General features: G+C 53.1%; 19 protein-coding genes and 1 tRNA gene. 17 read left to right on the top strand and 3 right to left on the bottom strand.

Annotated features, from left to right (window positions below; all coding sequences use genetic code 11):
* Positions 1 to 605 precede the first annotated feature (605 nt).
* Both MSL71_RS07570 and MSL71_RS07565 read left to right on the top strand, forming a co-directional pair.
* Positions 606 to 908, top strand: coding sequence for a Dabb family protein (locus tag MSL71_RS07570; RefSeq protein ID WP_180138371.1), 303 nt, complete (start codon positions 606 to 608; stop codon positions 906 to 908).
* 321 nt (positions 909 to 1,229) lie between these two features.
* Positions 1,230 to 1,499, top strand: coding sequence for a hypothetical protein (locus tag MSL71_RS07565; protein ID WP_180138370.1), 270 nt, complete (start codon positions 1,230 to 1,232; stop codon positions 1,497 to 1,499).
* Positions 1,500 to 1,647: 148 nt separating this feature from the next.
* Here MSL71_RS07565 and nifJ read toward each other — a convergent pair whose 3' ends face one another.
* The 3 genes from nifJ to MSL71_RS07550 all read right to left on the bottom strand — a co-directional run bounded on the left by nifJ (position 1,648) and on the right by MSL71_RS07550 (position 9,157).
* On the bottom strand, positions 1,648 to 5,187 hold the full coding sequence (gene nifJ, locus MSL71_RS07560) for a pyruvate:ferredoxin (flavodoxin) oxidoreductase (RefSeq protein WP_180138369.1): 3,540 nt from the start codon (positions 5,185 to 5,187) through the stop codon (positions 1,648 to 1,650).
* A 1,250-nt stretch (positions 5,188 to 6,437) separates the two neighbouring features.
* The gene (ldhH, locus tag MSL71_RS07555) at positions 6,438 to 8,594 is read right to left on the bottom strand and encodes an L-lactate dehydrogenase (quinone) large subunit LdhH (RefSeq protein ID WP_180138368.1); all 2,157 of its coding nucleotides are present in this window, start codon (positions 8,592 to 8,594) and stop codon (positions 6,438 to 6,440) included.
* The gene (locus tag MSL71_RS07550) at positions 8,591 to 9,157 is read right to left on the bottom strand and encodes a LutC/YkgG family protein (protein ID WP_246317740.1); all 567 of its coding nucleotides are present in this window, start codon (positions 9,155 to 9,157) and stop codon (positions 8,591 to 8,593) included. Before MSL71_RS07550 ends, ldhH begins: the two co-directional genes overlap by 4 nt.
* A 658-nt stretch (positions 9,158 to 9,815) precedes the next feature.
* Between MSL71_RS07550 and MSL71_RS07545 the strand changes: the two genes are divergently transcribed.
* The 15 genes from MSL71_RS07545 to MSL71_RS07475 all read left to right on the top strand — a co-directional run bounded on the left by MSL71_RS07545 (position 9,816) and on the right by MSL71_RS07475 (position 22,037).
* Positions 9,816 to 10,547 carry a FadR/GntR family transcriptional regulator gene (locus MSL71_RS07545; RefSeq protein ID WP_180138366.1) on the top strand — a complete coding sequence of 244 codons (732 nt, stop codon included), beginning with the start codon at positions 9,816 to 9,818 and terminating at the stop codon, positions 10,545 to 10,547.
* 781 nt (positions 10,548 to 11,328) lie between these two features.
* Positions 11,329 to 11,820, top strand: coding sequence for a hypothetical protein (locus MSL71_RS07540; protein ID WP_180138364.1), 492 nt, complete (start codon positions 11,329 to 11,331; stop codon positions 11,818 to 11,820).
* 542 nt (positions 11,821 to 12,362) lie between these two features.
* A complete protein-coding gene (locus tag MSL71_RS07535; RefSeq protein WP_180138362.1) occupies positions 12,363 to 12,809 on the top strand; it encodes a hypothetical protein in 447 nt (148 codons plus the stop codon).
* A 332-nt stretch (positions 12,810 to 13,141) separates the two neighbouring features.
* Complete coding sequence (locus MSL71_RS07530; RefSeq protein WP_180138360.1) at positions 13,142 to 13,675, top strand: hypothetical protein; 534 nt, start codon at positions 13,142 to 13,144, stop codon at positions 13,673 to 13,675.
* A gap of 258 nt (positions 13,676 to 13,933) precedes the next feature.
* Positions 13,934 to 14,803 carry a hypothetical protein gene (locus MSL71_RS07525; RefSeq protein WP_180138358.1) on the top strand — a complete coding sequence of 290 codons (870 nt, stop codon included), beginning with the start codon at positions 13,934 to 13,936 and terminating at the stop codon, positions 14,801 to 14,803.
* 160 nt (positions 14,804 to 14,963) lie between these two features.
* Positions 14,964 to 15,605 (top strand): helix-turn-helix domain-containing protein, encoded by a 642-nt coding sequence (locus MSL71_RS07520; protein WP_180138357.1) that lies wholly within the window; start codon positions 14,964 to 14,966, stop codon positions 15,603 to 15,605.
* 297 nt (positions 15,606 to 15,902) lie between these two features.
* A tRNA-Met gene (locus MSL71_RS07515) sits at positions 15,903 to 15,979 on the top strand.
* Between the two features lie 223 nt (positions 15,980 to 16,202).
* On the top strand, positions 16,203 to 16,634 hold the full coding sequence (locus tag MSL71_RS07510; RefSeq protein WP_180138355.1) for a hypothetical protein: 432 nt from the start codon (positions 16,203 to 16,205) through the stop codon (positions 16,632 to 16,634).
* A 124-nt stretch (positions 16,635 to 16,758) separates the two neighbouring features.
* The gene (locus MSL71_RS07505; protein ID WP_180138352.1) at positions 16,759 to 17,151 is read left to right on the top strand and encodes a hypothetical protein; all 393 of its coding nucleotides are present in this window, start codon (positions 16,759 to 16,761) and stop codon (positions 17,149 to 17,151) included.
* A gap of 26 nt (positions 17,152 to 17,177) precedes the next feature.
* A complete protein-coding gene (locus MSL71_RS07500; protein WP_180138350.1) occupies positions 17,178 to 17,678 on the top strand; it encodes a hypothetical protein in 501 nt (166 codons plus the stop codon).
* A gap of 89 nt (positions 17,679 to 17,767) precedes the next feature.
* A complete protein-coding gene (locus tag MSL71_RS07495; RefSeq protein WP_180138348.1) occupies positions 17,768 to 18,073 on the top strand; it encodes a hypothetical protein in 306 nt (101 codons plus the stop codon).
* A 149-nt stretch (positions 18,074 to 18,222) separates the two neighbouring features.
* Positions 18,223 to 18,384 (top strand): hypothetical protein, encoded by a 162-nt coding sequence (locus tag MSL71_RS07490; RefSeq protein WP_180138346.1) that lies wholly within the window; start codon positions 18,223 to 18,225, stop codon positions 18,382 to 18,384.
* Positions 18,384 to 20,687 (top strand): hypothetical protein, encoded by a 2,304-nt coding sequence (locus MSL71_RS07485; protein WP_180137601.1) that lies wholly within the window; start codon positions 18,384 to 18,386, stop codon positions 20,685 to 20,687. Before MSL71_RS07490 ends, MSL71_RS07485 begins: the two co-directional genes overlap by 1 nt.
* Before the next feature lie 16 nt (positions 20,688 to 20,703).
* Positions 20,704 to 21,045, top strand: a complete 342-nt coding sequence (locus tag MSL71_RS07480; RefSeq protein ID WP_180138344.1) for a DUF2460 domain-containing protein — start codon at positions 20,704 to 20,706, stop codon at positions 21,043 to 21,045.
* Entirely contained in the window at positions 21,039 to 22,037 is a 999-nt protein-coding gene (locus MSL71_RS07475; protein ID WP_180138342.1) for a golvesin C-terminal-like domain-containing protein, read from the top strand. The genes MSL71_RS07480 and MSL71_RS07475 overlap by 7 nt, the downstream gene beginning before the upstream one ends.
* Positions 22,038 to 22,042 lie beyond the last annotated feature (5 nt).

The following is a 22,042-nucleotide window of genomic DNA, read 5'->3' as shown; positions in this document are numbered from 1 at the left end:
CTCCCAACACCTTACCTATCAACGCGTTACACTTTTCTATTGTGCATGGCATAATATTTGTATATTAACAAAGACAACCTGTTAGATTCTCTTTCTCCTGCTGGGTTTAACAGTGTTACACAGAAATACTCCAAAACTGCGTCTGATGGGGGGGACCCGTCCGGGTCCCCCCCATCAATCTCCCTTCGAACCCCATGCGCAGCGTCCCAACCCTCAGCCGTCTTCCCGTGCAGCACCTCCGATGGCCGATCTGCATTCGGCAGCCCGGGCCCTCAATCGCCGCACCATGAGCACGGCGGGACACAAGAACCGAACAACACGGCTCTTTTACAGGGAGCCTTTAACCATCGTCACTGAAAACCGACATCCTGTCTTCCGTGGGTTCCCTTCAGCCGGGGAACCTGAAGCCCGGCATCTCCCTTCGGCCCATCCCCTTGGCGTCCAGCGGTTGATGCCGGGCTTCATCTTTTTTTTTGGTACCCAAAAGTGCTATACCCCACGGGTCATGAACAGACGCCCTGCCATTCTTGCCGGGACGCCAGGCGGGAATGGTTCCAACGCACAACCGGACGGGTCGCGCACCCGTTTTTTTAGAAGGAGGAACCATGCTCAAACATATTGTGATGCTCAAACTCAAGGACGAAGCCAAAGGCGCCAGCGCCGCGGAGAACGCAGAAAAGCTCAAAACCATGCTCGACGCCCTGGTGGGCAAGATCGACGAGATCCGAGCCTTTGAGGTGGGGATCAACATCTTCTCCGGGAGTCAGACCGCCCACATCTGCCTCTACTCCGAGTTCGACGATGAAGAGGCCCTGGACCGCTACGCCAACCACCCCGAGCACCAGCGGGTCGTGGCCTTTATCCAGCAGGTGATGAGCGAGCGCCGGGTGGTGGATTACCACGTCTGATACGCGCCCGTCCCTCCCCTTTGCCCCAAGCTCACCGGGGGCCTTTTCCGGGCCCCCGGTCCCCACCCTCCCCATGGCCGCCTTACCCCACCCGCACCGTTGCCCCTGTTTTTTTTTCGTGCAGCCGCCCTTGCGTCAAAACACCCGTCCCCCGGGGCATTCCACATGGCCTGCCCCTCATTATGCTGCATTGCAACATTTTTACGCTTGACACGGGTGCATATTGAGTTACATTGTTTATCGAAACAATACTCGAACGTTACAAACCTGCCTTACCCAACATAACCTTCCCTTAACCCATCCATATTACGGAGGTGCAGCATGAGTGAGACCACCAGTTTTATCCGCAAGGCCTACGAGTTCAACAAAAACGGTTTTGAAAATGCTTACAACGCCATGGGCTCATTCCAGGAGCAGGCGGAAGAGGTCACCCTCCGGCTCATCGGCGACAACCCCCTCTTCCCCGAGCCGGCCAAAAAGATCGTCAAGAGCGGGTTCGATGCATGCAAGCAGGGCCGCGAGACCTTCAAGGGCCAGGTGACCAAGAGCCAGAAAGCCTTTGAAGACCTGCTGACCACAGCCAACCTCTGATCCCGGGCCTTGGGTTAGCCACCGCCTTTTCAAAAACAAAAAAGCCGCCCTTTCCAAATAATCCGGAAAGGGCGGCTTTTTTTTTATTCGACGCGCATCAGGTGATGCGCGTTTTTTTCGTTTTTTACGGTGTCAGCTCACCGGGGGCCTACTCGCCGCCCATGTCACGCTCAGCGAGGTGCTTGTACATTTCGTACTTCTTGAGCATGTCATCTTCGATCTTCGCACGAAGGGCTTTGGACTCTTCGGGGAAGCTCTTTTCCAGGGCTGCGTAACGGTTCTCACCGCCCAGGAACTCCTGGATGGTGCCGTTGGGCTCTTTGGACTCGAAGATGAAGGGGTTCTTGCCTTCGTCTTTGAGGAGGGGGTTGTACCTGTACAGGGGCCAGTAGCCGCACTCAACAGCCAGCTTGGACTCTTCCTGGGTTTTGCCCATGCCTTTCTTGATGCCGTGGTTGATGCACGGAGCATAAGCGATGACCAGTGAGGGACCGGGGTAAGCTTCGGCTTCCAGCAGGGCCTTCAGGGTCTGCTGCTTGTTGGCGCCCATGGAGATGTAGGCCACGTAGACGTAACCGTAGCTCATGGCGATGGCGCCGAGGTCTTTTTTGGAGACCTTCTTGCCGGAGGCTGCGAACTTGGCGATGGAACCGGTGGGGGTAGCCTTGGAGCACTGACCGCCGGTGTTGGAGTAAACCTCGGTATCCATAACGAAGATGTTGATGTCTTCGCCGGAGGCCAGGACGTGGTCCACGCCGCCGAAACCGATGTCGTATGCCCAGCCGTCACCGCCGAAGACCCAGAAGGACTTCTTGGTGAAGAGGTCGGCCTGAGCCGCGATCTGATCGATCAGCTCGTCTTCCAGGGGCTCGACAACCAGGAGGGCTTCCATGGTCTGACCGGCCTTCTTGGAGCCTTCGGCGTCGTTCATGTTCTCGACCCATTCGCCCATGGCGGCCTTGAGCTCGTCGGAGATCTCAAGTTCCATGGCAGCCAGGATCTGGTTCTTCAGGGCGTTGCGGCGATGGGTAATGGCCACCTGCTTGCCGTAACCGTACTCTGCAGCGTCCTCAAAGAGGGAGTTGCCCCAGGTGGGACCGAAACCGTCCTTGTTGACACAGTAGGGAGACGAGGGAGCAGAAGCAGCCCAGATGGAGGAGCAACCGGTGGCATTGGCCACGAACATGCGGTCCCCGAAGAGCTGGGTGATGAGCTTGACGTAGGGAGTCTCACCACAACCGGAGCATGCACCGGAGAACTCAAGGAGGGGTTTCTGAAGCTGGCTGCCTTTGACGCTTGTCTTGGGCATGACCTCATCCTTGAACTCGATGGTCTCGGAGAACTCGTGGTTGGGTACCTCAACGGCGGTCTGGGTAGCCAGGGGCTTCATGACCAGAGCAGGGGTCTTGGCAGGGCAGATGTCTGCGCAGTTGCCGCAACCCAGGCAGTCCAGGGTGTTGACCTGAATACGGAACTTGTACTTGCCTTTGAGCTCCTTGCCGATGGCGGGCAGGGTGGAGAAGCCTTCGGGTGCGCCTTCCAGCTCTTCGTCGGTGGCAAGCACAGGCAGGATGGCTGCGTGGGGGCAGACAAAGGAGCACTGGTTGCACTGGATGCAGTTTTCAGCAACCCACTCGGGAACCTCGATGGCCACACCGCGTTTTTCGTACTGGCTGGTGGCAACGGGGAAAATGCCGTCGGGCTCGAAGGCGCTGACGGGCAGGGTGTCCCCTTTCTGGGCCAGGATGGGCTTCATCACGTCGGTGACGAACTCGGGCAGATCAGCCTGTGAGGGCTTTTCAAGCTCAGCTTCGGCCCAGCTCTCGGGAACAGGCACTTCCACGAGCTTGTCCATGGCCTGATCCACGGCTTCGATGTTCATGTTGACGATCTTGTCGCCCTTCTTGCCGTAGGTCTTCTTGATGTCGGCCTTGAGGTACGCGATGGCCTCATCGATGGGAAGTACGTTGGCCAGCTTGAAGAAGGCGGTCTGCATAACCATGTTGATGCGGTTGCGCAGGCCCACTTCACCGGCGATCTTCACGGCGTCGATGGTGTAGAACTTGATCTTCTTGGTGGCCAGGGTACGCTTCATGCTGCCGGGGAGACGGGTCTCCATCTCGTCGGCGCTCCAGGAAGAGTTCAGCACAAAGGTGCCGCCCTCTTTGATTCCTTCGAGGACGTCGTACTGGTTCACGTACGCGGGTACGTGGCAGCCCACGTAGTCGGGGGCGGTAACCAGGTAGGTGGAGCGGATGGGGGTGTCACCGAAACGCAGGTGAGACACGGTGATGCCGCCGGACTTCTTGGAGTCGTAAGAGAAGTAGCCCTGGGCGAACTTCTCGGTGTTGTCCCCGATGATTTTGATGGCGCTCTTGTTGGCGCCGACAGTACCGTCGGAACCGAGGCCCCAGAACTTGGTCTGAACCGTGCCCTCGGCATCGGGGTGGATCTCGTCCACCACGTCAAGGGAGGTGTAGGTAACGTCGTCTTTGATGCCCACGGTGAAGTGGTTCTTGGGTGAAGTGGCCTTCATGTTGTCGTAGACAGCCTTCACCATGGAGGGGGTGAACTCCTTGGAACCCAGGCCGTAACGGCCAGCGGTGATCTGGGGAGTCAGGACGTTGCTCTCCATGAAAGCGGTGCAGACGTCGAGGTAGAGGGGATCGCCGATGGCGCCGCGCTCTTTGGTACGGTCCAGAACGGTGATGCGGTCGCAGGTGGCGGGCAGCACGTTGAGGAAGGCTTCGGTGACAAAGGGGCGGTAAAGACGAACCTTGACCAGACCGATGCGCTCGCCCTGGGCAGAGAGGTGGTCGATGGTCTCTTCGATGGTCTCACAGGCAGAGCCCATGGCCACGATGACACGCTCGGCTTCGGGGTGACCCACGTAGTCGAAGGGACGGTACTTACGGCCGGTGGCCTCGTACACCTTGTCCATGTAGTCGGTGACGATGGCGGGGATGGCATCGTAGTAGAGGTTGGCAGCTTCGCAGCCCTGGAAGTAGATGTCGGGGTTCTGGGCGGTGCCGCGGATCTCGGGGTGCTCGGGGTTCATGGAGTTGGCCTTGAACTCCTGAACGGCGTCCATGTTCACCATCTCTTTAATGGCGTCGTACTCCAGCACGTCGATCTTCTGGATCTCGTGGGAGGTACGGAAGCCGTCGAAGAAGTGGAGGAAGGGCACGCGGCCTTCGATGGTGGCCAGGTGGGCCACCAGGGCCATGTCGTGGGCTTCCTGGACAGAGTTGGAGCAGAGCATGGCAAAACCGGTCTGACGGGTAGCCATGACGTCCTGGTGGTCTCCGAAGATGGAGAGAGCGTGTGAAGCCAGGGCGCGGGCCGTAACATGGAAGACGCAGGGGAGAAGCTCACCGGCGATCTTGTACATGTTGGGGATCATCAGCAGGAGGCCCTGGGAAGCGGTGAAGGTACTGGTCAGCGCACCGGCTGCAATGGCACCGTGAACCGCGCCCGCCGCACCGGCTTCGGACTGCATCTCCTTGATGGTGAGGGTTTCGCCGAAGGCGTTCTTCTTACCGCCGGCAGCCCACACATCGGCGTTCTCGCCGATGGGAGTAGAGGGGGTGATCGGATAGATGGCCGCCACGTCGCTCAGGGCATAGGCCACATGGGCCGCTGCCGTGTTACCGTCAATCGTCTTTTTAAACTGTTTCGTCTGATTCACAAGAAGACTCCCTTGTCTTTGTTTGTTCTCATGCCGCAGCCCTGGCTGGTGCGGTCCGCCGGCTGCACCGCCCCGAAGGGGACGGACGGATGCACGTCGTTGTTATATGAACCCCGCCTGAGTTAACGCAAACGGAGTGTGTTGCCTGTGTCGGTGCTGCCGGTTGGCACAAAAAACAAAATCTCTGCCTCCGGCTCCCGGACCAATCAGAAAAAACCGCCTGAAAAACCAGGCAGTTGATTGATATGGGCATTATGAGAAGTCGAAAACCACCCATGCGGAGTGGAATTTTTCATATAAGGAAAGAAGGTGAAAAATGTTCTGGTGTTTTGGCATTACGCCCGCAGGGGCGGTTTTCGACAACCCGGGAAACATACAAAAGTCGTGCCACAATTTCAAGCAAACAACGCTTACCTGCTCGGATCCCGTGATCAAGCAGAATGTACCTTTAAAAAACGACGCCCAAAAAAGGCTATTTCAAGAGGAGGTTAGCGTCAGGAGAGGAGGAACCTTGTGGTTGAAACGAAAGGAAAATCATTTTTGCCAAAACACGTTTTTTGGTCCCCAAGGCCCGGTTGGGTCGCCCCGGGGACTGTTATCCACGCGAAACAGCCGTCCGTTGCGTATCCCGCGGTGAGCACCATGGACGCCATGACCGATGGCCATACACCCTGTGAACGAAACGGCATCAAATGATCCACGTTACCGGCCGCAACGGGCTTTTCCGGGGGCGTTTCGCCTTTTGAACGCCGGAAGAAGGGCCGCAGAAATATATCCGTATATAACCGGGACGTTAATCACACATCCTCCATTTTTAACATCTTTGATTCAGCGGGAAAAGTCCGATTTTTCGAACCCCGCGTATGGAAAAAAGGAAGGCCCCGTTCCGGGGAAAGGACCCTTTGGGCCGGCTCCCCTCTGGGGTGGATAAAAAAAACCCGCCCCGGTGACACCATGTTCCTGTGGGAGGGGGCTATGGTCGTCAACACCGGGGCGGGCGAGGTCAGAACAATCAAATGTGATGGGTCTTTTTTCAGCGCCCCCTTCCCTTGGGGGGCCAACCGCTTAATACGTTTGACAAACAGGTCGTAAATGGCTTTTTTCCGGGTTTCTCCGAAACAATGACGGCATGTTCCTGAAAAATTTTTTTTCGGATCTTTTTTTATAAAGCGACCCGCCGGGGGCATAAGCTGAACAGTCGAGTGATAAACCAGGGGATCACCGGGCACGTTCGTGCCCGGATCCTCTGCTTATTTCTTTTCTTCCAGCAGCACCTCGGCCATGTGCTTGACGGTGACGTTCATGCCCCGTGCCTTGATGCCGCCTTTGAGCTGGAGCACGCACCCCGGGCAGTCCGTGACCAGGGTGGTTGCCTGGGTGGCTTCCACGTTGTCCAGCTTGTGGGCCAGCATGTTCTTGGAGATCATGGGGAAATCCACGGAAAAGGACCCGGAAAAACCGCAGCAGACCTGGCTTTCGTCGCACTCCGTAAAGTTTACCCCGGCCTTCTCAAGAAGGGCCATGGGCGCCTCGGTGACATCCAGTCCCCGCACCAGGTGACAGGGATAGTGGTAGGTCACCTTGCGTCCCAGGTTCATGAAGTCTTCGGCCTTTACTTTGACCACGTCGTTCATAAAGGAGCTGAAGTCGATGAGCTTGTCGGCCATGGCCTGGACATCGACTGGCACCGCCCCCTCGGTTGTCAGAAGCTTGGGAAAGTTCTCCTTGATATGGGAACCACAGGAGGCGCACAGGGTCACGATGTAGTCGTAGTTGCCCGCATGAAACGCCTTCACGTTCTGGGCGGCGATCTCCTTGGCCGTGTCCATCTGGGCCATCATCATGGTGGGAAGGCCGCAGCAGGTCTGGTCCATGGGGTAGTCCACGGCGATGTTGTACGCCTCGCAGAGCCTGGCAAAGGCCTTGCCGTGCTCGGGGTAGATGAAATCCCCGGCGCAGCCCCCGAAAAGGGCCACCTTCAGAGCGGGTTTGGTTACCTTGGGTTTCACCTTTTTCCAGTCGTCCCGAAGGGAACGGTCGGCAATGGCCGGAAGGCGCCTGAAGTTGTGCTCTCCCATGAGAAAGGTGGGCAGATGGCGGATGTAAGGTCCTTCGGTGGCCGGTCCCTGGATCTTGGAGGCGGTCTTCAGGGCAGCATGGAACAGCCGACGGTTTTTCAGGAGCATGGAAGTCATGCGGGTCTTGAAGGGCTTTTTGCCGTCTTCGTCCTGAACCTTGGCGTACACGTTCTTAATAAGGTAGGGCAGATCGATCTTGGACGGGCAGACGCTCTTGCAGGACTGACAGTTGAGGCAGCACTTCACGATCTCCCGGGCTTTTTCCTTGCCGTGGAAAAAGGGCGTGAGGATCAGGCCGATGGCACCGATATACACATGCCCGAAGGTGTGCCCCCCCACCATGCGGTAGATGGGGCAGACGTTGGCACAGGCCCCGCACCGAATACACCGGAGGGCCTCGGCAAAGATCGGGTCCTTGGCCAGCTCCAAGCGGCCGTTGTCCAGAAAAACGATATGCTGGACCTTGCGCCCTGAAGGCCCGGTGGCGCACTCGTTGGTGCCCTTGATCCAGGTGACGTAGGAGGTAAGGGCCTGGCCCGTTGCGTTTCGGGGAAGGATCTTCAGGATCTTCATGGCGGCAGCCATGTCCGGCACCAGCTTGTCAAAGCCCATGAGGGCCACGTGGACCCTGGGCAGGGTGGTGGTGAGACGGGCGTTGCCCTCGTTGGTCACCAGGCCGATGGCCCCGGTATCTGCGATGGCAAAGTTCCCCCCGGAAACCCCCATGTCCGCGTTGATAAACTTGGGACGCAGCTCCTTGCGGGCCACCTTCACCAGACCCTCGATGTCCTCGGGGTCCTGCTTTCTGGCGGTAACACCGGAAAAGAGTTCCCCCACCTGATACCGGGAGAGGTGGATGGCGGGCATCACCATGTGGGAGGGGCCTTCGTGGCGCATCTGGATGATCCACTCTCCGAGGTCGGTCTCCACCACCTCGTAGCCGTCCTTTTCCAGATGGTCGTTGAGGAAGGTCTCTTCCGCTGTCATGGACTTGGACTTGACGATGCTCTTGACGTTGTTCTCTTTGGCGATCTCGGCGATGATCCGGTTGGCCTCGTCGGCATCCCGGGCCACATGGATCACGGTACCTGCGGCCTCGGCGTTTTTCTTGAAGGCATCAAAAAGCTCGGAGAGATGGGGGATGCCCTCGTCCTTCATGCAGGCCACGTCGTTTCGCAACCCGTCAAGGTCGAGCTCGGCAAAGGCGTTGGCGCGGGACTGGCGGTAGGCCACGGAAAAGGTGTTGAGGGTCTTGCGCATGAAGTCCTTGTCCAGGGACTCCTTGATCTGCTTTTTAAAGGCTTTATCGGTTTCAGGGGTATGGATCATTTGTCACCTCCGTCCGCAAGGTCTGCCAACAAAATATGAAGTCGTTCAGGCCCGTGCACCCCGATGGTGAGGATCCTCTCGATGTCCGCGGTGCGGCTGGGCCCGGTGATAAACGCCACGTACCCCGCGCCCTTTTTGAAATGATCGCTCATGTACCCCTCCAGGGCGTCCATGTCCGGGACCACCTTGTCCGTGGGAAGGACCGCCACATGGGTTTCGCTGAGCATGGTGGCCAGGCGAAGCTCCTCGGAATCGGAGTTGAGCACCAGGGTACCGGTGTCGGCAATGCCCCGGTCCGCCCAGGTAAAGGCCGTGTGGATCCCGTTCATGTGGGCCCGCAGGGGGGACTCCAGAAGGACAATCCCCTTTTCGGCGCAGGCTGAGGCCAGGGCCTCACGCGCTGCACCCACCATGCCCGGGGCCGCCATGGTGGTGCCGCCCTCCTCCGCCGTCAAGTTGACCGCGTAGGTTATCGCCTCATCAAGGGATGCAGCCGGCGCCACAACCGCAGCCACCTTCTCCGCCCCCGCTTTCATGGATTCAAGAATCTCACCCTGACTCACGTTGCCCTCCTTGCTTGTGGATGCCTCGGCCCGGACCGCCCCGCTTATGTGGGGCCCCTGACACGTGCGCCCTCCGTTACCCCGGAGGCCGCCGCCTTAAAACGCCTGGAACCAGGCATCCTTCGTTACCGCCTGAAACGAATCGGGACGTCGTCGTCCCTTCAAACACCCATCGGCGCCTAACGCGCCGAACAGCCTGCTGAACAGCGTTCGTTTCAAAGGCATTGTCCTGATGGCATGGCAACGGCCCGAAGCCCTCTTTCCCCCCGGATCTCTTCCGCGTGTGGAAGCTGGTCACGGGCCTGGGGTTGCCACCATGTCGTCATTGGTACTACCAAAAATTGGTAGTACCAATATGAAGCACACGTTGCCCGCCTGTCAAGAAAAAATCCAAAACCCACAGGAAATACACCGCCATACCCTGAACAAGCCACGCCTGATTTGTTTTGATTCCCGGTGAGGATTTTGATAAAACACCAAGTCAGAAGGGGTTCAGCAAAAAGGTACGACCATTTCGAGGCCAAAAAACCCCACACAAAAAATCCGCCTTCGTGATAACGAATGGCGGATCATCGCCCCCGGGCCCTGCAGAGCACCCGGGACGCAAAAAACGGCACGGCTTTATATCAGACGTTCTCCAAGCAAAGGACCCGACCCCATGAACAGCCATCTGGCCCCTGTCAAACCCAAACGCGTTGCCGACCAGGTCTTTGAACAGATCCGTGACCTCATTTTCCGTGGAGACCTGAAGCCGGGGGAGAAAATCATGCCCGAGCGGGAGCTCATGAAAGAGATGGGCGTGAGCCGCAACTCGGTGCGGGAGGCCCTGAACAAGCTCGTGGCCATGGGACTGGTGGATCAGCGACAGGGCCAGGGAACCTTTGTCCGAGGCCTCGGGTCGGTTCAGGACAACCCCATCATGGACCTCATGGCCTCCCACAACGCCACCATCACGGACCTCCTGGAGGTGCGCATGGGCCTGGAGTGCAACGGCGCGGCCCTGGCTGCGGAAAAGGCGACCCTGGACGACATCCGCACCATGGAGAAAAGCATCGCCACCATGGAGGAAGCCATCGCCGAAGGGCGGGTGGGCACCGACGAAGACGCCCACTTCCACATGGCCATCGCCCACGCCACGAGAAACCCCCTGCAGGTCCACATGATGAAGTACTTCCACGACTTCATCTTCTACGGCATCAACGAAAGCCTGAAACGCTTCTTTGACATGCCCGACCGCACCGAAGAGATCCTCACCCAGCACCGCCGCATCCTTGAGGCCATCGCACGGCGCGACAGCGGCAACGCCTACGCCGCCATGGCCGAGCACATTCTGTACATCAAAGATTTCTTTGAGCATACCCGAGAGGGGAACATGCCGGCAATGCGGTAAAGGGACGTGAGGCCAATCCTCCGGCGGACAACCATCTGAATTGTTGAGCAAACATAATTTGAAAACTATTTGAGATGACCCGAGAAAACCCCATCCAAAGGGTTCTTCTTTGTCAGGCTTGCCTCACGTCCTGAACCAACATAAATCAAGCCCATTGAAAAGTCTTTGCTGAGACCGGCTCCTTAAACGCCGCCCCTCAAGCCCCTTACAGCACACCGTCAGCAGTTGAATCTTCCCGGCCCTTTTTCCAATTGTGCATGCCCCACCCGCAAACCCTACTCACATACCGGCCCACGCACCGCCCTCCTGGGAACCTGCTTGCTCAGCAAAGGGCCGATGATATCAGCCTGCACGGAAACAATCCCCACAAGCCCAGCAACTCCTTGGACCGCTTATCCGATTTCAAAAATCTCAAATCCCTTCTATTGAAAAAACCTGACAACACATGAAGTGTACTCTTTTGCATGCCCCTCCCTTCCTACACAGCCCTTCGAACACATCGAAGATGTGCTTGCATTACCTGACAGCCAAGGCCAATTGAAATCACATCGGCCGCCCTTGTGCATGTGCTTTATGTGTTGGAATAACAGACTACAGCAGCAGTGAAATGAAAGCGCACTCTATTCGCCAGAACATTCTATCATACAGTTGAAACGAGCAGCTCCGCGCAATGCCTCAACACTTTTTCAACTAATTAGTTGAAAAAGTGTTGACACAAAATTACTGGCCACGTATAAATCGAAACACAATCACTTTTAACGCCGTAGACCGAGGACTAAATATGCCCCCCAAAAGCGATGTAACCATTTGCCTGGATTGCGCCCGGAAGCTTGGCTTCCAGCAAGAGCAGCTTGAAAAGAGCACAGAGAGTAATACCCACCAGACCTGCAGACACTGCATGATGGTTTCTTCTCAGACCATTCAGACCTCTACCGAGAATTACTATCGAGTAAACAGTATGTTGGATTTCATCTCAGATACGGACCGACTTAACTATATCGAGGCATGCCTGCGAGATGTCCCTGTATTCAACCGGGTTAAATTTTTCCCTCGCTTGGGACAATTCACAACAACCGCATCGACCTCTAACTCCCAGGGATTTCAGTCAAGTTATCGCAACGCAATTGACACAGCCATCCAATCGGAGTTGGCAAAGCTCCCCTCCCTTGAAATTCCGAAAGACCCTTACGATGAAGATGGCAATAAGCAATCGTGGACAAAAAACAACGATGGCGCGTGTCATGTCGAGAAGAATGACGCAGCCATGCCATGAGCATCCAAATGTATTTCATCAAAAAGACGATTTTCAATGCGATGAATGGGGTGCCAACCCCATTATCAGCCACACCACCGATAACCTGTGATGTGCCGTTAATTAAGCTCTTGGGAGAACGTCATAATGCCCACCCACAACACGGGATTGAGGCCCGTTTGTCTTGACTGCGCCAAACTCATCGGCTTGGTGGTCGGAAAGAGCCATACGATTCAAGGCCAATATACCCGTTGTTCGATTTGTGATTGGGAATCAAGCGACACCATCATGATAGACTCTGAAGTCGTTATTCTTTCCCTTCAAAAATTCAAGTCCAAACAAAACCCTCAAAAAACCAGCTGAATACTTATAGGCCGGACAGGCCTGCGATTGAATTCCCCCGTCCGATATCAGACATCATCATTCAGGCGTTCAAACCACAATCCATTAAAAAGCCTGAAAGTGCTTGCCGATGCATCAAAGCCAAAACCCATGATGTCATCTTATCGAAATCAGTCTGCCAGCGTTTCCATAGATAAACAGATAAAAGGAGTTAAAATGATATGAAATTCGCAAGTGGTCAAGATGCCATGATCTGGTATCTAACCGTCAAAAAGATCGATATAAACCTGTTCCTTAATGAACATGCCATCGCTGAGACCTTGGCCTGCTCCAAGGAAATGTCAATTGATGATGCAGTAGCTGCCGTGGCTTCTGACATACGATTTAAGCATGCCGTTCAGCACGGTGAGATTGAAAAGTGTATGTCCAGGCCCGGAGAAGGCTACAACATAGATAGAATTCAGGAAGAGGTTCTGGTTGCGGTTGATATTGAGACGATGTTACTGAAGTTACCCCTGAATGAACGGCGCCATGTCTTTCAGTATGCCATCCAGGGACCAACAAAATATGTTCCCGTCGATGTCCGGAAAGCCTTAAGGCACTTCGAACTCTGCCTGCAAGAAGCCGACTATATTATCACACCTCCAGAGAAGCGGCGTTTCCCTTAAGGGATTGAAAAAAGTTGAGTGAAAAGGCCTGTTTCTACGGAAGCAAAGGGCGCTCTCGGTTCCACCTTCACGTCAATGGTAACGCCCCTCAAAACCTTCTCTTAATTTGTCAAATGCTTAACCCCCACCGTACAAATCATACCTGATACAAACGAATCGTTCCAAACGCGCAAGGGTATCGCCCTGCATTTCAGAAGGCCAGGGGAAGTGAATTTTTGCAATGAGTTGTCAATCAATAACGCCATCATAAAGCACGACATGTAAACAAACAAAAAGCGGGCAGTACCAGCGACATCGGATATTTCGAATACTCAGATTTATAGGGGCTTAGGATGAACTCACAAAATCAAAAAATCGTTAACCTTATGAACTACAAGGCAGATGCTCTTGACCGAGATGAATTCTCTGACGAAAGGATTCTCCTGGATATTTTGGGTTGGGACAAATCACGAGCTGAAAAGGTTATCAAAGTGGTAAACGCATCCATCGACTTCATGCTGTCTATTGATGCGGGAACATCAGGCCGCATGGTCAACGACAGCGAGCTCTGCCCACATTGCATCGACACACAAGGCGACAATCTCGACAACATTGACCTCAATAAATGTGCAAAAAAATGCAAGTGGGCAGAGATCTTCGGAAATTGCCTTGACGCAAACTCCGTGTATCGGGACATTGTCGCAAGCTCAGGAGGCTGTGCCTTGAAATTGGATCCTGTATCCATGCGTAAAGCCCTCGGACATGTCGAGGAAAGAACCGACCAGCAGCGTCATGAGAGGTGTAAGACGAATTGTATGCCCCCCCCCACCCCCGCTCAAGCACAAAGACAATATAAAGAAATTCCAGATATCTTTTACAAGCGATAAAGGCCGCTTCGAAGCGATACCCCAATCCTTTCCGAGCCCTGTGAGCACTCCCAATTCAGCCCCAATATATCAACTCACGGGTTGAAATAGCGTTTTTTGACATGCCTGCTGATGGTTTTTTCTCATTGCTCTATCTTTGTTTGCTACCCATTGTCCCAAACGCAGGGCCCCTTTTCGTAAATAACCACTATAAATTCAGATTAACTTTGGCGACCAAGCCCATAGGCACATCGCCACAATTTATTGGAGGAAATATCCATGAACTACGAAATCAATTACATTTTCGACCCCGAAAATACTTCCGACGCCCTTAAACTGCCAGGTCCCGACCTTCTCTCTCGAGGGGCCCTTGCTCCCGGTGGAATAAATTTGACCCAATTTGCGGGCAAGAAAGCTGCCGCCATCCATATTTCGGCAGAAGCTGATGGCCCGAATACGCCCGATGTGAGTTGTGGCCTTATAGAGTTTGATGAAAAGGGTGGTTTACACCCTGATATTCTCTCATTTCTGGCCGAAGCCGTGGAATTAAAAGAAAATGATCAAAAACTCCAAGAGCTTGACGTCAAATACAGATCCCGATGGAACTGGGAGCCTGGTGAGGATGTGCTTGAGCACTTTATCACAGAATTTCTGAGCAAGGATATGCTCGTTCTTATGCTCCAAAAAAAGCATAAAGCCCCCACCACCGATTTCGTCATCATCAAAGACGATCTGGAGCCCATCGTATGGTCTCAGATGCGTTTTAATGATTTTTTCGGACGCAAATCCAAGGCCGGTATAGAAGGTGGAGCAAGGCAAACGGTTACGGTTATTGCCGTCACGTCCAGAATCAGTGATCAAGGCCAAATATTGTCGGCCCCCATTGTCGGATCCCATTTTCAGCTTGACGAGAATGGCCTCCCCACCGAGGAACTGCTTGAAACGCACTTGGAAATCACCAGGGACCTTTTGGCTTGCTCCAACAAAGAGGAGGTGACGTCCATCGGTGAGAGGATCGTTACAGAGCTAAACACACCCCTGGACGAAGAAACCGTCACCAAGGCCTTCGCATTGGTTTTCAATCGAGCTCCCGACGCAGATGAGATGAAACTAGCCATGGCCAGCCACACCAAACTGGAGATTAACTGAAATGAAGGGTTCTTCTTTCGAGCAGTTCCTATCTGAGAAACTTACAAGTCAGCCCATGAACATATCATGAGAAAACCAAAACAGATTACCGGTCAAAGAAATAAGGCTACGCTTCTTAGCTCTAAGCCACTGAAAAACCGAATGGCCAAGGAAAAGAGGAATGGAAAGCATGCGTAGCTCTTTTGGAAAAAAGGGCCGTCCCCTGGTTGTAACAACCCAATCGGTTGAGGAGTTGTTGGCAAAAGGCACTTCTCCAAAAGCCATGGCCAAAGAGCTCGGAGTGTCTCTTGCAACAATCTACCGACGGCTGGAACGATCTCCAATGCAGGCCCGCAACGAAAACGCGGCAAAAAGCATGGCTGCAAAAATGGTCTCAGACGGAATGGGTATCCCAGATATAGCCGCCAGGGTCGAAAAATCAGAGGTGTGGGTAGCTCAACGGCTGAAAAAATGGGGATTCAGGGTCAGACCGGATGCGACCAGCAAGAAAACAAGATATGAGGCGATGTTGTTCCGAGAGCCTGGTGACCAGGAACTGGTACTGGCCCTTACGAAAAGGCATACCAACGCCTTGATGCGAACTGGAGTTGAGGTGGATGCCAGCGACGTGTCCAGAACGGTCTTGAAAGGGTACAGGAAGGCCGTGGATAGCTTCGACGAGGAAAAGGGCATTCCCTTTGAAGGGTGGCTTGCTGTGGTTGTGACGAGTCAGATCCGGGACCTGCGGCGAAAGCTGGTCCGTAACCAATATCGAAAGGTTCTGTTTGATGACAATCTCCACAGTGGAAAGAACTCGGTTTGAAGCATACCCGAGACCATCAACCCAAAGGGTCTTCTCAAAAGTCGCGCGCACAGACGCTCAACAAAAACATAATATATCAACTTGTTACCCACCCCACCTCTTTTATCCTGCGTTAAATTGGAAAAAGCACGGCCCGAAGAACGTATATAAGCCAGAAGACAGTTTATGCCACCAGGTAATGCTGAGTTGTTCTGGAGCATCTTTTCAGAAAACAAACCGTCAACTCACTCAGGTGCCACGAACTCACAAGCTGTCGTAAAAACTGCTGCTGCGTAATACCGGGGCTACAATTTTTGTTGCGGGATAGAGAAGTGGTTTAACTCGTCGGGCTCATTACCCGAAGATCGCTGGTTCAAATCCAGCTCCCGCAACCACTCAAATCAGTATGGCGTACCTCGCTTGGAACTACAAAATCCCGCTCCAACATCTGTTTCGCCGACCTGTTCATTTATTAGTCGATCCCTTTCGGATGGTTTATTGTTCTCCGTTTCCGGCCGCCCCCAAACATTCCCCAGAGGAAATTAAAGGGCATCATCAGGGATAAGCTGGCCAACAACGAACCCAGCTCGGCGAAATCATTTTTTTAAAGGAGCTTCCATGGACAATCATAATGTTTATGGCCGCCTCCAGCACATCGAAGGCCAAGTTGAGTCTCTTGCGAAGGACGTAGACGCTCTCAAGCAACAGAGAGAAATCCTGATCAGATTGGAATCCAAGGTCGACCAGACCTCGGACTTCATAAGAAAAGTGAGTGATAACGGCGGCTTTAACCGATGCGTTGAACGCGGTCAAATTATTGGAAATATCAACTCTCGCGTCAAGAACCTCGAGAGCGGGAACACCCCGGAAGCCGTTCAAACCAGAGCTGAGATAGAGGCCCTTCGCCGGGAGATGCTTGACACCCAAAATGAACTTACGGACCTGGGTAACAAGATCACCCCCCTTGAAAAACGGGTACTTATGTGGGTCGGAGCGATCAGCGCAGGCATGTTTTTAGCACCGCTCATCGTTCGCTACATAAAAATGTAACGGCGCATAAAAGCAGATAAACCCAAAGAGCTAAGGGGGGCTGCTTGGGCGGGCCATGAAGGAAACCATGGAGGACATCACCCCATGAACGGGGATGTCACCAATCAATTTTATAGGAGCAATCATGATTTCAGACGTACTGGTCGAGCAAATCGCATCGACCATTCCTGAGCTTGAGGTTGATCAGACACTGTTTTCAGAACACGTGATCACAGAAAAGGGCGTAAGCGTCATTACGACAAGCAACACCCCCACGAAAGGAGGTACAAACTCTGAGTTTCGGACCTCCAAACTTCAAATCATGCTTCGAGGTTATACGGCAGCCGAAGGGCTGAAACTGGGTGAACGACTCGTTGAATCAGCCGAGGAAACAAACGGACTTTTTTCGGTCAGCGGCGATGCGTTGTACACCATCTATTCGACACAAGCACTCGGATTCCCGATTCTTGTTTCCGATGGGGGCTATAAAGATATTTCATTTGAGGTTCAAGTCAACCACCACCGGAAAGCTATCTAATACACATTTTTATGAGGAGATTTATTATGGGCGATTCTGCCAAAGTGCGCATGGGCGCATGCACTGTATCTTTTAACGGAGAGGACCTTGGTTACACAAAGGGCAACGTGAGTGTTTCTTACTCCACGGAGTCCCAGCCCAAAGAGGTTGACCAGGAAGACACCCCCGTAGACGAGATTATCACCAAACAGACCTTTGAAGCAAAAGTCCCCCTTGCCGAGTATGACCTCGACCGATTTGCGGCCCTGCTTCCCGGAGCGACCGTCACCAAGGATGGCGAAAAAGTACGCATGGACCTTTCCGGTTCCGCCGGCGGCTCACTTATTGAAAAAGCAGCCGAACTGAAGATTCACCCTATCGGTGGCGGAGCGAACGATGCCGTCACCCTGCACCACGCCGTGCCTGTCCCCAACCTTGAATATGCCTATGAGCGTGACGGACAGCGTGTTTTTGAAATCACCTTCAAGGCACTTAAAGGGACCAAGGGATTTGTAACCTTTGGTGACACCACCGTTGTTGCAGCTTAGTTAAAACCGCTTGTCAGCTTAAATATTTCGTAAAAACAAGCCCCTTGCATGCAGGTGTATGTAAGGGGCCGCAAAAAAAGAGAGGCTATATGAAAGTCATCAATCTGGATCGTTTCCGAACAACGCAAACTGTTTCCCTCGAAGGTGTCGAATACGAAGTGTACGGAATGACTGTACGGCAATTCCTGGAAAACGGCGGCGAACAACATGAATTTGAAAACGCACAGGATCAGTTTAATTTTTTCATCGATAAGCTCGAAAAAAGCACGAACATTCCCAGAGATGTGTTGGTCGATCAGGAACCTGGTGTTCTCGCGGCCCTGTTTAAGGTTTGCCAGGGTATTGATCCGGAAATCGAGGAAGGTGCTCCGGAGGGATCCCCGGAAAAAAAGTAGAAATCGGGGAAATTGATTTCGGCTTTCTGGCGAGTGATGTGATGCACCATTATGCCATGTCACTCCCCAGCCTCCTTGACCTACCAATTTATACGTTTTGGGAGTTATCCCGGAACGCAGAAAGGCAGAGGGCATCCGAAGATATGCGCATGCTTGGCCTTTTGAGCCAGGTAATCGGAGGCGACACCAATTCATATGCAAAAGAGTTAGAGGAAAAAAGAGGTGTGATTGTGCGTATCGATCAAGGTAATTCAGAATTTGATAAGTCTGGCTACCAGAGGCTTCGTATGATGATGAAAGGAAATGTGTAATGAATAGTAAGTCATCAACACCTGGCCTTTCAAAGCAATCAGAAAAAGATATTAGCAAAACTTGCAAGAATATCGACAGAAAATTTAGTAGATTGGTCCCTGCTTTTGACGCATTTATAGCAGTCTGTTCCAGCTTGCTTGCTGTGGGAAGAAAATCTGAGAATGTAGAATTTAGTTTAACTGAAGGGTTCAACGATACTAGTAAAGGTGTCAAAGCTGTAAAACACATTACAAATGAGATAGGCGAAACAGCTGAGACATTCGATGAAATGTCCGCCGCGATGGTTAAGATATCGCCAATATTGGCAAAATTTAATGAGCCGATAGATGTTTGGTATCGCATACTTGCCGATGTAAGTGCGGCTAGCAGTTCACCCCCATCGAAGGCTGCGGCTGAACTTAGTCAACTTATTAATTCTGGTAATACAAAGAAGGCGGGTAAGCTCCTGCAGAGTGGAGTGATTGATGACCTCGGTATAGATCAAAAAAAGACCTACACCCCCCACGGGATGCTCGCCCAAATAAAAAAAGGAAGCGAAAATCCCAGCATTAAAGGAGCTTCCGACCGCAAGTTAGAAACCTTCGACGGACGGATTCAACAATTTGAAAACAAATGGTTTGCATTTAAAAAAACAATAGCAGACGAGGGGTTTTTCGATCTTGCTCGCGGTAGCGTAAAAATACTCAACGATTTTACTGATTCAGATCATATCATTGATATCGCCAGAGCCATAGGTAAAACAACCACCGATGCGGGCAAATGGGCGATAGAGAGCAGTCTGCGTCAGGTATATTCTAACTTTTACAGGGCTAACGATTTCTGGAATCGTCTTTTTGATCCATTCGAGGATTCCGAAAACCCGGACAATTGGGTTCGAGTTCAGGGCAGAACCCCACACACGAAACGTAAAGCCAAACCCATATTTCTTGATCACAGTGAAGAAATCAACGGGTTAATAGACAATTTACCGTCTTTTTTCCAAGAAGTTTTTGGCAAAAATCATACACTGTCTTCGGTTGAGACACCTACTCCCATCAAAACCGATAAAAAAGTTGCCCCCGCAGCCGACGCAAAGGTTCCCCCCGCAGCAAACGCAACTGTCAGCTCTTCAGGCGCCAGCAAACTTACCGAGGCAGCTACGACTATCATCGCTCCTGCTGCCGTTACAATCATTGCCTCCGCAGCCGCTAAAATCGTTACGTCCCAAGATACAACACCAGGGTTAAAGAAGGCATGCGCTCACCTTGAATGTACCTGTACAGAGGCTTTTAAGGCTGCCTCTAGCAACCATACAGATTCCTCTATGAACAGTGTGGCTAAGTCCACCACTGATACAAAGGTTACCCCAAAATCAGGTTCAAAGATTGCACCAGCCCCCGCCTCCGACACAACAGTTGGCACTTCAGCTACCAACAAACTTACCGAGGCAGCTACGACCATCAATGCCCCGGCAGCCGCTACAATCATTGCCTCCGCAGCGGCTAAAATCGTCACTTCCGCTGATAATGCAACACCCAACAAGCAAAGCGGAGACGCAACAAAAAATGCCACGCCAGGATCACCGAATCCTAACGCGACCACTGATGAAACCTATACAGACGCTTTCAACACTGCCAGGAGTAACCCGGCAGAGGCCTGGATGACCCGAGAGAACACTCTGCTTGGTCTCAAGAGTCAAGACGCGGAGGACTTTAAGAAGTCCTATGACATGGGGGCTACCGCAGGAGCCCTTAAAGGCCAGCTTGATGGCATGGCCGGGGCATTTACAAGTTTTTTCACAACCGTTCAGGAAACAGGAAAGTTTGCTTACAAGGAGTTGGCCGCAAGCCTCGTGAAGCAGATCCAGGTACAAGCAGCAGCAATGCTGACACAGTTTATGCTGCAGGCCATGTATCATGGCATTATGGCCATGATCGAGACGAACGATCAGTTAAATGGCCGTCCCCACGCAGAACAGGCCGTTGCAGCCTTGAAGGGCATGGCTGTCATGGGGGCCTTCGTAACCGGCTCCACCCTGGCCGGCATGGCCCACGACGGCATGGACAGTATCCCCGAAGAGGGGACCTGGCTCCTGAACAAGGGCGAGCGCGTGGTCGACTCCAGAACCAACGAAGACTTGAAGGGCTATTTGAAAAATGGCGGCAACGGTGGCGCGCAGGTCAACATCACCATCAACGAACCCCGGGACAAGGACAGCGTCCTTTCAGCCATCCCCGAGCTGAGGCGAATGATCGTCGACACCGTCGGCGGGAATATCGCGTCAAACGGCTCTCTTAACAAAACAATCCGAGCATACACATAAAAGAAGGAGGCAGGGTATGGGAGACACATACCCCCTCGTCCCCAACAGGATCTCCGAATTCGAAATCGAGTTTAAAACCTCCGAGGTAAAATTCGAAAACGGCTGGGAGCAGAGGTCCGCCAACTGGGACGAGGGCCAGGAGGGTTTTACCCTCGAGCATTATTTCTTGGGCAAGGAGGAGGCTGACATCCTGTCGAGCTTCTTTCGGGAAAAGCGCGGAAAATTCCGCAAATTTTACTTTAAAAACTATATCGACGGGAAAACCTATCAAGTTCGATTTGCAGAAGACAAATTGCATTTCGAGCCCCTTAAGGCACGATTTTTCAGCACGAAGGTCAAGTTGGTGAAAGCATGCTAAAGGTTTCCGAAGAGTTGAATCGAGTACTTACCGCCCCGGAAATCAGGTCGTGCTACCTCTATGACCTTGAGTACGAGGAAGGCGGTGTCCTCCGATGGGTAGGGGGCAAAAACCCCGTTCTTCACAACGGCTTTACCTATGAGCCCTCGACAATCAAGCACTCCGATATTTCGCAGGATACCGATGGGAAAATCAACGATGTTTCGGTGACCGTCGGTAACCTGGATCGCATCATCCAGCACTATATCAATCAGTACGACCTCATCGGCAAACCCGTTAAGGTCACTCAGGTGTTCTGGGGAAGAAGCAATACAGAGACGATCGTCGACGCCCAAGATGAGGAGCATGTCTCTGCAACCGGAGACTGGGTGACCGCAGATCTCTCAGGGGCTTACGGCTCCTCCGCCATGGTAAGCGACGGCACAGGCTCTTTCGGGTGGCGGCGTATGGTTAATGGGCCCCAGGAAGTCTACGCCTGGTATCCGGAGGACGCTTCTCACACCGATCAAGCTGTCTTCGACATCTACACCAATGATGTTTTACTTGACACCATCGAGCTGAGCCAGAAGACCGGCGGTGGGCAGTGGATTCGCCTGGGCGAGTATGAGTTCGACAACGACGCCCTGATCAGGCTCAAAAGAAAGGCTGGCGCTGCCGGAAACCTGTGCGCCGATGCCGTAAAATTTTTCGGCGCAAACGGCCCGGAAACTATCATCGGTGATCTCGTCTACAATCTCACCATCAAAGCGGTTACTGCCAAGAAAGACGTGGCCACCTTTACCCTAGGCATCGGCCTTGATGTCCTCAAGCTGGAAGTCCCCGGCCGGAAGATCTTTTCGAAATCCTGTTCCTGGCGGTTCAAGGACAACATCTGCCAGTACAAAGGCCCTGACAAATATTGCAGCAAAACCTTTGAGGACTGCCATCGCAAAAAAAATATCGCGAACTTCGGCGGATTTCCCGGTGTGATCAACGAACGGTTGTATTTCTAAGGAGG

The sequence above is a fragment of the Desulfoluna butyratoxydans genome (assembly GCF_900699765.1).
GTDB classification, from domain to species: Bacteria; Desulfobacterota; Desulfobacteria; order Desulfobacterales; family Desulfolunaceae; genus Desulfoluna; species Desulfoluna butyratoxydans.
This window is presented reverse-complemented; position numbering and strand designations above follow the sequence as displayed.